Origin of the sequence: Corynebacterium yudongzhengii (genome assembly GCF_003065405.1) — a bacterium.
GTDB classification, from domain to species: Bacteria; Actinomycetota; Actinomycetes; order Mycobacteriales; family Mycobacteriaceae; genus Corynebacterium; species Corynebacterium yudongzhengii.
In genome coordinates this window covers 1,223,200-1,235,563 of the sequence record NZ_CP026947.1, presented here as the reverse complement: position 1 = coordinate 1,235,563, position 12,364 = coordinate 1,223,200, and the positions used below count along the sequence as shown (strand labels likewise).

The 12,364-nt window shown below is 65.2% G+C and carries 13 protein-coding genes; 2 read left to right on the top strand and 11 right to left on the bottom strand.

What is annotated here, in order from left to right; translation table 11 throughout:
• Nucleotides 1-5: 5 nt before the first annotated feature.
• Nucleotides 6-329 (bottom strand): hypothetical protein, encoded by a 324-nt coding sequence (locus tag C3B44_RS05740; RefSeq protein WP_108431531.1) that lies wholly within the window; start codon nt 327-329, stop codon nt 6-8.
• Between the two features lie 99 nt (nt 330-428).
• On the opposite strand from C3B44_RS05740, the gene C3B44_RS05735 reads away from it, so the two are divergent.
• Nucleotides 429-812: an RNA polymerase-binding protein RbpA gene (locus C3B44_RS05735; RefSeq protein ID WP_108431530.1), complete on the top strand. Its 384-nt coding sequence runs from the start codon at nt 429-431 to the stop codon at nt 810-812.
• A gap of 186 nt (nt 813-998) precedes the next feature.
• Here C3B44_RS05735 and C3B44_RS05730 read toward each other — a convergent pair whose 3' ends face one another.
• From C3B44_RS05730 to C3B44_RS05720, 3 genes are read right to left on the bottom strand one after another with little or no spacing between them, the layout of a single operon-like run.
• A complete protein-coding gene (locus C3B44_RS05730; RefSeq protein WP_108431529.1) occupies nt 999-1,916 on the bottom strand; it encodes a polyprenol monophosphomannose synthase in 918 nt (305 codons plus the stop codon).
• Between the two features lie 11 nt (nt 1,917-1,927).
• Nucleotides 1,928-3,376: an apolipoprotein N-acyltransferase gene (lnt, locus tag C3B44_RS05725; protein WP_108431528.1), complete on the bottom strand. Its 1,449-nt coding sequence runs from the start codon at nt 3,374-3,376 to the stop codon at nt 1,928-1,930.
• Nucleotides 3,373-3,810: an FxsA family protein gene (locus C3B44_RS05720; RefSeq protein WP_108431527.1), complete on the bottom strand. Its 438-nt coding sequence runs from the start codon at nt 3,808-3,810 to the stop codon at nt 3,373-3,375. Before C3B44_RS05720 ends, lnt begins: the two co-directional genes overlap by 4 nt.
• Nucleotides 3,811-3,854: 44 nt before the next feature.
• Here C3B44_RS05720 and C3B44_RS05715 point away from each other — a divergent pair, with 44 nt between their 5' ends.
• Nucleotides 3,855-4,523, top strand: a complete 669-nt coding sequence (locus C3B44_RS05715) for a hypothetical protein (RefSeq protein ID WP_108431526.1) — start codon at nt 3,855-3,857, stop codon at nt 4,521-4,523.
• On the opposite strand, the gene C3B44_RS05710 is transcribed toward C3B44_RS05715, so the two are convergent.
• The 7 genes from C3B44_RS05710 to C3B44_RS05680 form a co-directional block, all read right to left on the bottom strand.
• Nucleotides 4,520-5,209 carry an SDR family NAD(P)-dependent oxidoreductase gene (locus C3B44_RS05710; protein WP_108431525.1) on the bottom strand — a complete coding sequence of 230 codons (690 nt, stop codon included), beginning with the start codon at nt 5,207-5,209 and terminating at the stop codon, nt 4,520-4,522. The two genes, C3B44_RS05715 and C3B44_RS05710, sit on opposite strands and share 4 nt — an antisense overlap.
• The gene (gene ygiD, locus C3B44_RS05705) at nt 5,206-5,979 is read right to left on the bottom strand and encodes a 4,5-DOPA-extradiol-dioxygenase (RefSeq protein ID WP_108432583.1); all 774 of its coding nucleotides are present in this window, start codon (nt 5,977-5,979) and stop codon (nt 5,206-5,208) included. Before ygiD ends, C3B44_RS05710 begins: the two co-directional genes overlap by 4 nt.
• Nucleotides 5,980-5,987: 8 nt before the next feature.
• Nucleotides 5,988-7,022, bottom strand: a complete 1,035-nt coding sequence (locus tag C3B44_RS05700; RefSeq protein WP_108431524.1) for a M24 family metallopeptidase — start codon at nt 7,020-7,022, stop codon at nt 5,988-5,990.
• Nucleotides 7,023-7,475: 453 nt separating this feature from the next.
• Complete coding sequence (locus tag C3B44_RS05695) at nt 7,476-10,115, bottom strand: DEAD/DEAH box helicase (protein ID WP_108431523.1); 2,640 nt, start codon at nt 10,113-10,115, stop codon at nt 7,476-7,478.
• Nucleotides 10,116-10,120: 5 nt separating this feature from the next.
• Entirely contained in the window at nt 10,121-11,089 is a 969-nt protein-coding gene (gene tatC / locus C3B44_RS05690) for a twin-arginine translocase subunit TatC (RefSeq protein WP_235840386.1), read from the bottom strand.
• A gap of 3 nt (nt 11,090-11,092) precedes the next feature.
• Nucleotides 11,093-11,404, bottom strand: coding sequence for a Sec-independent protein translocase subunit TatA (gene tatA, locus C3B44_RS05685; RefSeq protein WP_108431521.1), 312 nt, complete (start codon nt 11,402-11,404; stop codon nt 11,093-11,095).
• Between the two features lie 29 nt (nt 11,405-11,433).
• Nucleotides 11,434-12,363, bottom strand: coding sequence for a helix-turn-helix transcriptional regulator (locus C3B44_RS05680; protein WP_108431520.1), 930 nt, complete (start codon nt 12,361-12,363; stop codon nt 11,434-11,436).
• Nucleotide 12,364: the final 1 nt, after the last annotated feature.

The window sequence follows — 12,364 nt, the reverse complement described above, 5'->3', positions numbered from 1 at the left end:
CGGATCTACCCCAATCTCTCTATCCGCCGAGCCAGCTGCACCAGTTCCGTGCTCAGCTGTTGAATCTCGGTGGCGTCGGCACCTTCCTGTGCCGCGGTGGCGATGTCTTCCGCGGCACACCTGAGCTCAAACAGGTTGTCATGCAAACGACGAACCTTCTCCGGACTCATGGTAACTGCTTCGGGATCCGAACTGTGAGCCGCTAAGCGTTGCCGGTGCTCATAGGCACGCTGCCGACACGACGGGCGGCAGTACTTACGCGGACGCCCTCGCCCCTGATGCGGTACTTCCCTACCGCACCACGCGCAGGTCGGCTTCGTCTCGGACACTCCGTCAATGCTACTCGACGAGCCGACGGAACAAATCGAACACCCGGGTCGTTATACTTCTTGAGGACTTATTCGCCCAGCCGAAAGGGATGATCACGCATGGCAGACCGCGTGCTTCGTGGCAGCCGCATGGGTGCCGTCAGCTACGAGACGGACCGTGACCACGACCTGGCCCCGCGCCAGATGGTGAAGTACCGGACGCCGGACGGCACAATTTTCGACGTCCCGTTCGCCGACGACGCGGAGATCCCAGAGGAATGGCTGTGCAAGAACGGCCAGGTCGGCGAGCTCGTCGAGGGTGAGGGCGTCAAGTCCAAGCCGCAGAAGCCGCCGCGCACCCACTGGGACATGCTGCGCGAGCGCCGCTCCCTCGAAGAGCTCGATGAGCTGCTCGAAGAGCGCCTCGACATGCTGCGCAAGCGGCGCCGCACCGCCGCCAAACTGCTCAAGGAGAAGCAAGAGGAAGAGGCCAAGAAGAAGTAACCCGCCTCTCCCCTTGTCCGCCGGCCCCGCCCACGCACTCGTTGCTCGGCGGGGCCGGTTGTCGTGTGCGGGGTGTGGTGCTGCGGGCCGAGTACTGCGGGCCAAGCGCTGCACAAACCCTTGAAGGAGGATGCTTAAAAGGCGCGCCCTTCAAGCCCTACCGAGTTGAGCCACCCCAGGCCCCACCTAGCGGTTCTTCAGCGCCTGACGCAGCAGCCGGGCAAGCTCGGAGTGCTGCACCTCGTAGTTGGCCATCCTGACCACCTCGCCGCCGAACTTGCCCAGGTTACGCAGGCGAATGCCCAGCCGTCGGCCCAGGCCGTTGAGGCGGGAGTGCTCGAACTCGTAGCTAGCGAACCGGCCCAGCTCCTGGGCCATGTCGACGGCCTGGTTGGTGCGGTGTTCGACGCCCCAGCGGGTGACCTCGAACAGCGAGTCCTTGACGAAGGAGCCGTCGAGCTTCGATTCGCCGTGCTGGCGCTCGGTGAAGGTGATGGGCACCTCGCGGACGTCGAAGGATTCCTGGTAGGCGCGGAAAGCGGCCTCGACCTGGAAAATGTAGCCGGCGCGCGAAAGAGTGTCGATGTCGATGGTTTCGAGGACTTCACGTCGATAAGCGCGGTATCCCGCCGTCATATCCGTAAGCCCGGTGCCCAGCGCCAGCCCGATGTAGAGGTTGCCCCCGCGCGAGAGCACGAAGCGGTCCTTCGGCCAGTTGACCACCTCCCCGCCCTCGACGTAGCGCGAACCGATGACGAGGTCGGCGTCGTCGTCGATCTCGTCGAGCAGGCGCTGCAGCTGCTCGGGGGCATGCGATCCGTCGGCGTCCATCTGGACGAAGACCTCGTAGTCGCGCTCTAAGCCCCAGTGGAAGCCGGCGAGGTAGGCGCCCAGCAGGCCGTCTTTTTCCTTGCGGTGGAAGACGTGGACGTTGTCGTTGGCCTCGGCGAGCTCGTCGGCTTTCTCGCCGGTACCGTCCGGGGAATTGTCATCGACGATGAGGAGATCGATCTCCGGCTGCGCAGCCAGGATGCGGCCGGTGATGGTGCCTATGTTGTCGATCTCGTCGTAGGTCGGCACGATGACCAAGGTGGAGTGCGGCATAATCTCGCTTCCTATCGGCGGGACCTGGTGGTGATGACAGCGCCCAGGGTCAGAACCACTCCTATGATAGTCAGGACCCATTCGATGATCTCGCCGAACCGGACTGCGGGCGTCACCGTGTCTTTCAGCGGCAGGTTCTCGCTCAGGGTGGCGGGCTCAAAGATCTCGGTGTGCTGGCTGACGGAGCCGTCGGGATGAACGATTGCGGAGACCCCGGAGGTGGCGGCGACAACCACCGCGCGGTCGGTCTCGATGGCGCGCAAGCGGCTCATCGCCAGCTGCTGGTAGGTCATATCGGAGTAGCCGAAGGTGGCGTTGTTGGTCGGGGTCGTCAGGATCTGGGCGCCGTGCTCGATGGCGGTGCGATACGCATCGTCGACGATGACCTCGAAGCAGGTGGCCACCCCGATGGTCGTGCCGTCCATTGCGACGGTGAAGTTGCCGTCACCAGGCGAGAAGTTGCCGGCGAGCTCCACGTAATCAGAAAACAGCGCGAAGAAATCGCGCATCGGCATGTACTCGCCGAAAGGCTGAAGGTAGACCTTGCGGTGGAAGTCTCCTGCTCCGGTGTCGGGGTCGAAGACCTGCATGGTGTTGTAGTAGCCGTGCTCATCTTCGGTGATGGTGCCGACGAGCACCGGCGCGTCCACACTCTGCACCGCCCGGGTGATCGCCTCGGCGGCCTGCGGGTCTAGGAAAGGGTTCACATCCGAGGAGTTCTCCGGCCAGAAGACCAAGTCCGGATCCCCTTCGAGCGACTCGGTGACACGGACGTGGTTGTTGAGCACCGCGCGCTGCTGGGCGTTGAAATCCAGCCCCAGGCGCGGGACGTTGCCCTGGATGGCGGCCACATTGACGTCGCCAAGCGAACGTGTCTGCCCCACCCCGGAGATGAGGCCGGCCGCCACCACGAGCAGCAGCGTCAGTGCCCCAGCAACCCGCGGGCTTAAGATCACTGCGGCCAGCCCCGTGCCCGCCAGCGCGGCGGCGAAGCTCACCAACACCGGCCCACCCCAGCTCGCCAGCGTGGCCAGCGGGCCGTCGATCTGCCCCCACGCGAGGCGCACCCAGGCGAAACCGCCGAAAGGGAAAGACGAACGCAGGTGCTCCACCGCGACATAGAGAAACGGGAAGGCCAGAAAGCCCAGCGGCCAGCGAGCCATCGCCGCGCCACCCGCCCCGGTGATCAAGGCGTAGATCGCGCAGGAGATCGCTAAGGCGATATACGGCACCGCGCCAACCAGCTCACCGATCCACGGCAGCGCGAAGAGATACATCACCAGGCCGTGTATGAACCCGATCGCCGCCCCGCGCCACAGCGTGGGCCGGCCGATGCTCAAGGCCACAAAAAGGCCGGTGATACCGAGGATTCCCGCCGGCCACCAGCCAATCGGCGCATACGAGGTATACGCCAGCCACCCGGAAATGGCGCCGAGCGCCAGCTGCAGTGCCAGGATCACTCGCGCCGATCCTCGTCGATGACGGTGTCTTCATCTATGGTGAAGGTGCCATAGGAGGTCGACGGCCGCGAGCGCGCGTAGACCTGCGTGCCGATCTTCGTCAGCTTCCCAGCCGCCAGGCCCCTAAAGAACGCGCGGGTCGGCGGGAAGATGAGCAGCAGGCCGAAGGCACTGGTGACGAAGCCCGGCGCCGCGTTCAACAGCACGCCGAGAAACGTCAGGCCGAGATCGCCGGCGACGCGTGGGGCGGATATCTGTCCCCGGGCGGCCTGGCGGCGGATGGAGGAGAGTTGGCTGAAGCCGAACGCGCCGCCGATGAACATGAGCGCGAACAGCGCGAGCAGCGCCCACCCGACACCGATCCAGGTGGCCACCGCGTAGAAGGCCAAGGCCTCCGTGACGAAGTAAGTGAAAAGAAAAATGACGAGAGGCATCGTGTCCTCACTCTACCGCAGACTCCTACTAAACTCCGGTAGCCATGGTCCTGTTTAGCTCTGCGGATGGCACCACCGCCCGCATCGAAGTCCCGGGCGGGCGTATCTGTGCCTCGGACATGCCGGCCGTCAGCGCCGCCGCCCACACCGCCGATGGCTACGCCCACATCACCGCGCGCGCCAACCTCCAGTTCCGCCGGGTCCCTAAGGATTTCTCCCTCGAGCTGACCTCGCTTGGCGACGACACCACTTCTCCCCTCGACGATGCCACGACACCCCCGCTGGGCTGGTTCGATGACGAGGACGCGGTCAGCCTCGGCGGCATCACGCCGTTCGGGGTACTCACGGCGAAGATGCTCGATCTGCTCGCCGCGCTCGAGGCCGACGTCTCGCTGACCCCGCAGCGCAGCGTTTTCATCCACGACCTACCGGCCGGCCACGCGGAGGCCGCCGTGCGCATCCTCGCGCCGCTGGGCATGAGTTTCGACGCGGCCTCACCCTGGGCGCGGGTGACGGCCTGCATCGGGGCGCCGAGGTGTAGGCATGCGCTTTCCGACGTCCGCACCGACGCCGCCCGTCTCACCGATCACGGCCGCGTGCACGTCGTCGGCTGTGATCGGGCCTGCGGACGCCCGCAAGGACCGCACACCGAGTACCTCGCCACCGCCGACGGCGAATACGAAATCACCCAGCGCGGGCTTAAGGGCAGCTAGCGCGGCATCTTGCGCCAGATGCACCGCGGCACGATACGCATGATCGCGGCCAAGACCGCGAGCCGACGTGGGATCCAGAACGTGCCGGGGCGCCCGAAGCGCTCGACGACGGCGTCGGCCACGTCGTCCGGGGTCACGGACATCGGGGCCGGCTTCATCCCCTCGGTCATGGAGCCGATCACGAAACCGGGACGGGCGACATAGAGTTCCAGCGGGCTGCCGTGGAGGCGATCGGCGAGGCCTTGGCAGAAGGCGTCGAGTCCGGCTTTCGTCGAGCCGTAGACGTAGTTGGCGCGTCGGGCGCGCCAGCCCGCGATGGAGGAAAAGGCCACGATCTTGCCGGCGCTCATGTGGGAGGCGAGCACGGTGAGCATGGAGACTTGGGTGCGGTAGTCGATATCCGCGATCTCGGCGGCGTGCAGCTCATCGCGCTCGGCGCGCTCTTGGTCGCCGAGGATGCCGAAGGCGACGATGGCGGTATCGATCTCGCCGACTGATTCGACGAGCTCGCGATGCGACTCAAGGTCGGTTGCTTCGAACGTGCGGGTTTCGACGCTGGCGGCGTCGGGGAACTCGGGCAGCCTCGGGGTATCGCGGGCGGCGAGCACCACGCGCTGGCCTGCGCAGATTCGGCGCACAAGCGCCGTGCCGATGTCGCTGGTGCCGCCGAGCAGGAGGATCGTCATGCCGCGACAGTATATCCCGTCATCGACAGCGATCCCATGGTGCGCCGATCGTTGAACGTCTCGATCGACGGGTCATCCAGCGCCGCGGACACTCCGGCGATATAAGCCAGCGGCAGGAAGTGATCGGGGGTGGGCACGGCGCGGCGAAAATCGCTGTGATCGGCCAGCGAGGGCAGGCGCGCAGGATCGTTGAGCATGATCTCGCGGCCGGCGTCATCGAAGGCGTCGGCCCATCCGAAGCCTTTATCACCGGCCTTCCAGTCGATCATGGAGAGGTTGTGCACGACGTTGCCGGAGCCGACGATGAGCACGTTGTGCTCCTGCGCCAGCCGCGCCAGACGGGTGCCGAGCTCCACGTGGTACTCCAGCGGCTTCGTTCCGTCGATGGAAAGCTGGATGACCGGGATGTCGGCCTCCGGGAACATATGCGTCAACACGCTCCACGTGCCGTGGTCGAGTCCCCACTGGTGGTCCTCCTCGACCAGGGTCGGCTTGGCGATATCCCGCACCAGCTGCGCGATCTCGGGATCGCCGGGGGCGTTGTACTGCAGCTCGGAGAGCTCGGGCGGGAATCCCCAGAAGTCGTGGATGGTCTTCGGCGATTCCATGGCGGTCACCCCGCTTCCGCGGGTGTACCAGTGCGCGGAGACCGACAGGATGGCGCGCGGGCGCATCGTGCTCCCAAGATCCGCCCAGGTGGTAGTGAAGTCGTTGGTCTCGATGGCGTTCATCGGGGAGCCATGCCCGACAAACAAAGCGTTAGTTGTCATGTCAACCATCATAGCTCGTGCGGGCGGTGATTGAAAGTCTCCGCGCCACTGCCACGCACCACGACGATGTCCTCGATGCGAATCCCCCACTTCCCCGGCACGTAGACGCCCGGCTCGATGGAGAAGGTCATGTTTTCCTCGATCACGGTGTCATTATTACCGACGATCCACGGCCGCTCATGCCCCGCCAGGCCAATCCCGTGACCCAACCGGTGGGTGAAGTACTCCCCAAAGCCGGCCTTCTCGATCACGCTGCGCGCCGCCTCGTCGAGCTGACCGGCGGTGACCCCGGGACGCACCAGGTTGCACGCAGCACGGAAGCCTTCCGCCACCGCGTCGAAGGCCTTCAGGAAATCAGCCGGGGGCTCTCCGCCCGGAACCACATAGGTGCGCGTGGAATCCGAGTGGTAGCCGGAATCAAGGGTGCCGCCGATATCCACGACCACCGGATCGCCCGGCTGAAGCACCCGCTCCGAATGGCTGTGGTGCGGGTTCGCGCCGTTCGGTCCCGAGCCGACGATGACGAAGTCCACCTCCGCATGCTCGTGCAGGATCAGCTCATCCAGCCGCTTCGCGACCTCCTCCTCTGTCACCCCCGCCTGCAGCAGCTCCGGCACCTGGGCGTGCACCCGGTCGATCGCCGCTCCCGCGCGGGCGAGCTCTCCGATCTCACCACGCTCCTTCACGCTCATGATTTCTTCGGGGAGGAGGTGGGTGGAGCCGTCGATAAGCTCCTGGAACCGCAGGACATGTGCGGTGGTGAAGCCGGAGCCCAGTCCGACATCACCCTTCGGCAGCTTATCGACGGCCAACCGGTGCGCATCCTCACCATCACACCAGCCACCGGGTTCGTCGGTGGACGGGGCGATGAGGTGGGTCTCCTCGGCGGTGATGACCAGGCAGGTCAGCCGCTCGTGCGAGAAGATGTCGCGGCCGGTGAAATACGCCAGCTCCGGGCCGGGGCCGATGAGTAGGCCCGCCCATCCTTTGTCAGCAAGGATCTGTCGGGCGCGGTTGATGCGGTTACCGAACGTCGTAGCCATGACACCGAGCCTAGAAGCCTGGGGGCGTTATGTGTGTAAACGCGGATCAGGCTGGCCGCGGATAGTTGGCCGAACTGACTGTTCCACCGCGCCTGCCGCCTTTAGCCTATGGTGCGTTAACGCTGGTCGAATTCTCCCACATCGAAAGGACTCCTCCTTTCGACCGCGTGGGACTCGTTTAGGGGCTCCTCCTTTCGACCAGCGTTAGAGCACCATGCGGGGCCGATGGACGGAATGCAGAGCGTAAGTGGCCGACTGTCCCATCAGTCACACTTTTCCCAGTAGTATCGCCTGGCGCCTATGAAAGCTGCTCCGAACGCTCACGCACTCGCCTGGTCGAAAACAGCCACCCCTAAAGGAGTACTGGTTTCGACCGCGTGGGACTCGTTTAGGAGCCCCTCCTTTCGACCAGCGCAAGCGCACCATACCCACGGACAGCAACCAGCCCGAACCCTAAGCGCTCACCGCCACGACCCCACGGGAGATCGCGTTGATCGCCCGGCGGGCGTTTTTACGCAGCGCGTCTGAGTAGCCGGTCTTGGCGACCTGCTCAAGCAGGTCGTTGACCTGCAGACACGAGCGCACGAAATCGCCTGGGGTGAGCTCCGCGCCGGAGTGCGCGGCCGCGGAGAGGCAATAACCCAGCGGAGCGCCGGCGGCCCACTGGTGGATCGCGGTGGCGAACTCAGCTTCGGGCTCGCGGGTGATCGGCAGGCGGTGGCGCTGCTCGTCGGCGGCGAGCTCCGCCCACACGCGCTGGGTGCCGGCGATGGCGTCGGCAATCGCGTCGGTCGGCACCTCGTTCTCCCCTGCCGGCGCGATCTCGCGGCGATTCTCGAAGGCGCACGTCGATACCGCCGCGGCCAGTTCCGCCGGGTCCAGGTTCTCCCAGATCCCGCGCTTGAGGCACTGCGCGACGAGCAAGTCGGCGGAGCTGTGGACCTTCGCCAGGCGCTCGCCCTCCTCGGTCACGACCGGCTGGCCCTGTTCGATCTCGACGTAGTCCATCTCCGTGAGCAGAGCGAGGATGCGCTCGAAGGTGCGGGCTAGGGTGTCGGTGGCGCCGTCGACACGCCGGCGACGCCGCTTCTGTTCCCGGCTGATCCGGGCGTAGTCCTCCGCCGCGCGCACGAGCGTTTCGCGATCCGGCCAGCTGTGCACCGGGTGTTCCTGGACGGCCTTCCGGTATTTCGCGGCAACCCGCGAGCGCACCTTCATCTTCTTCGGGCGCTCGAAGTGCTGGCGCTTGAATTCCGAGAGCACATACCGGGTATTTTTGCGGGGCTGGTGGCGGACGTTCTTCGGCACCCGCATCCGCCCGACGATGATGGGTGGGACGGAGATGCCGGCGGCGTCGATACGCCCGGACCAGCCACGCTCCGTGGTCACCCACGGCCGCGGGTCCTTCGTCTGGTTCGCGGGGGTGATCACCACGGCCAGCTGCGGGCGCTTCTTGCCCGGCACCGCGATCACGTCGCCGATCTGCAGTTTCGCCAGGATCGCGGTGGTCTCCTTGTCCCGCTCGGTGCGTGCCCGCTTCTTCGCCTCGCGCTCCTCTTCGGTCAGCCGGCGCCGGGTCTCGATGTAATCGACCAGCTCATCGATCGTGCCCGCGACCCCGAGGCGCTCGAAGTCGTCCTCAAGCTGGGATTCGAGGGCGTCGAGGCGCTCCTGGTCGCGCTCGATCGCGCGGACGTCGTCGACCACCGAGCCATCGGCCTGGAACTGCGCGAAAGACTTCTCGATCAACCGCAGCGACTCGTCTAACCCATTCATCTTCAGCATGTTGATGGCCATGTTGTAGCCGGGGCTAAACGTCGAGATCAGCGGGTAGGTGCATGTCGACGCCAAGCCGGCCACGGCGCGCGGGTCCATCGCCGCGGCCCACTGGACCACGGCGTTACCGAGGACGTCGATACCCCTGCGCCCCGCCCGGCCGGTCAACTGGGTGTACTGGCCGGGAGTGAGATCGACATGCGCCTCGCCGTTGAACTTCACCAACCGCTCGAGCACCACCGTGCGCGCCGGCATGTTGATGCCGAGCGCGAGGGTCTCCGTGGCGAAGACCGCCTTGAGCAGGCCTTTGACGAAGAGTTCTTCGACGATGTGGCGAAACGCCGGCAACATGCCCGCGTGATGCGCGGCGAAACCGCGGGTCAAGGCCGAGCGCCAACGTCGAAAGTGCAGCACCTCGAGGTCTTCTTCCGGAATACCCTCCACACCGGCGTTGACGATCTGCCGGATCTCCTCGGCCTCCTCCTTCGTGGTGAGGATCAGCCGGGAGCGGTGGCACTGGGCTAGCGCGCCGTCGCAACCTGCGCGCGAGAAGATGAAGGTGATCGCCGGCAGCATGTTGCGCCCCTGCAGAACCTGCAGGACCTCCGGGCGGCCGAGCGGGCGGTATTTCTCCTCCGACTCCTCGACGCGGCCGATATAGTGCATGAGCTGGCCGTTGACGCGGTCTCCGCCGGGTTCGAACATCTCGAAGACGCGGCGGCCCACCATCATCCACTGATCCAGCGGGACGGGACGCCGGTCAGTGACGATGACCTCCGTATCTCCGCGCACGGTGCGCAACCAGCGGCCGAACTCCTCGGAGTTCGACACGGTGGCCGAAAGCCCGATGACGGAGACCGACTCGTCGAGCGAGAGGATGATCTCCTCCCACACGGCGCCGCGATCCCGGTCGGCGAGGTAGTGGATCTCGTCCATGACCACGAAGTTCAGCCGGTGCAGATCGCCGGATTCGGCGTAGATCATGTTGCGCAGGACCTCGGTGGTCATGACGACGACATCCGCGCGCGGGTTGATCGACACATCGCCGGTGAGTAGGCCGATGGCCTCCTCGCCGTGGACCTCGCAGAGATCGTGGTACTTCTGGTTGCTCAGCGCCTTGATCGGCGTGGTGTAGAAGCACTTCGTGCCGCGACGCAATGCCAGGTCGACGGCGAACTCCCCGACGACCGTTTTGCCGGCGCCCGTCGGGGCGCACACGAGCACCCCCTGGTCTTTCTCGACGACGCGGCAACCCTCGAGCTGGAAATCATCGAGGTCGAAGGACAGACGGGAGGTGAACTCGTCGAGATGAGACATGCTCCCTACAGTACGTCGTCGAAATCTCCCGCGGGCGGACGGTTCTTCACCGGCGTAGACCGCGGGGCTGGCTGCTCGTCGATACCCGTGGCGGCGGCCACGGGCTCCGGCTGGTAGTCGAGCTGAGAGGCCTCTTCGTCGTCCAAGTCGTCGAAGCTCTCGTTGTCGATGCCGCGGCGGCGGTCATTAAACCGGCAGAACTGGAACGCCAGCTCGACGAGGACGCACATGCTCAACGCCAGGATAACCATCGATACCGGCTCCTGGCCGGGGGTGAGCACGGCGGCGAAGATGAACAGCAAGACCCAGATGAGGCGGCGCTTGTCCTTGACCTGGTTGTACTCGAGCAGGCCGGCGATGTTGAGCATCGCGATGATCAGCGGCACCTCGAAGCTCACGCCGAAGATCACGATGAGCGCGAGCACGAAGTTGTAGTAGCTCTGCCCCGTCAGGGCGGCGATCTGCGTATCCCTGCCGATGCCCAGCAAAAACTCCAGGCCGATATCGACGATGAAGTACGCCAACAGCGCGCCGGCGACAAACAGCGTCACCGCGGAGGTGACGAACAGCAGCGTCGAGCGGCGCTCGCCCTTGTGCAGGCCGGGGGTGATAAACGCCCAGATCTGATAGAGCCACATCGGCGAGCTGATCACCAGGCCAGCCAAGAAGCCCACCTTCAAACGCAGCAGGAACATCTCAAAGGGCCCGGTGGCCAGAAGGCGGCATTCCCCGCTGTCGGTGAAGTCGGCGCGGTATTCCGGCGGCAAGCTGCAATACGGCCCCCGGACGATCTCGCCTAAGGTCATCACCCCGGGCGGGGAGTGCTGGTACCAGATGAAACCGATCACGGTGCCGGCGATCATGGCGAGCACCGCGATAATGACCCGGCGGCGCAGCTCCTTGAGGTGCTCGACGAGGGTCATCTCGCCGGTCGGGGACTTCTTAGGCTTTCTCCGCAGTAACGGACGCTTCATGTGTTACTGGTTCTGCGGCGGATTCTGCTGCTGATTCGGCTGCTGCTGCCAAGGCACCTGCTGGTTCGACTGCTGCGGCTGCTGCTCGATGGGGCGCGGCTGGTTTTCCTCGCGGTCCCAGAAGTCCTGCTCCTGCTGGGCAGCCTGGTTCTGGTCCGCGCCCTTGCCGTCTTCGTTCTTCATCTCCCGCATCTCGGATTTGAAGATACGGCCCGAACGGCCAACGGAGCGGGCCAGCTCCGGCAGCTTCTTCGCGCCGAACAGCAAGACGATCACCAAAACGATGATCGCGATTTCCGCGAAACCGATACTCATGTGATGACGACCTTTCGGTATCTAGCGCTCTATCTATCGTGATCACGGTAGGCGGCCAGCGCGTCCTGAGCGCGGCGGCGAACCTTAAGGGCCAAATCCGCCGGACTCACCAGTCGCAGCCGGTCACCATGATGTACTGCAAACCGTACCAGCCAGTCTGAAGAGCCAAAAGGCAGCGTGGCCGGGATCCACCCGCCTTCTGCCTCCCCCTGCAAGGTGATGTCGTGGTACTCCGCCAGCCAGGCCGCGGATTCGCGCAGTTCGATTTCTGCTTCCTGGTCGAAGCGGAACGGTGCCTTCGGCAGTTTCTGCAGGTGGGGGTGGGCGGTGTCGTCGAGAAGCTCAGCGTCGTGGATCCGATCGAGCCGGAACTTGCGGTGGGCCTTTCGGCTATCGTCCCAGGCCGCGAGGTAGGTATGCCCCTCGTGGAGATAGAGTGTGGCGGGATCGACTATGCGCGTCTGCCACTCGTTGCGGCTGACGTTGTGATAGCGAAAACGCAGCCTCTGTCCTCTCCGCAGCGCCTCGTTGACCACGAGCAGATCCGGGTCTTCGTCTTCTGGTTCCGCCTCGGCGATACCCCCGGCCCGGCCGCGCACGAGGGTGCGGATCTTCTGCGCCGCCGAGCGCACCGCGGAGGTATCGACGAGCTGCTCCTCCAGCGACTCCAGCATCAACAGCAACGCCCCGGCCTCGGTGGTGGTCAGCCGCAGCGGCGCGGTGAGTCCTTGGTCCTCGGTGATGGTGACCTCGGTGCGGTTCGCGTTGAAGGTGAGATCGATGAGCTCCTCGGTATACATCCCCACCCCCGAGGTGTGCAGCCTTTGTAGGTCGGCCACCATCTGTCGGTGGTTTAGACCCAAATCGCGCGCGGCTTCGAACAGGCTGTTATCGGGGTGCGCACGGAAATACGGGATGAGGTTCAGCGCGCGCACCAAACTCGCCATCCGCTCGCTCATC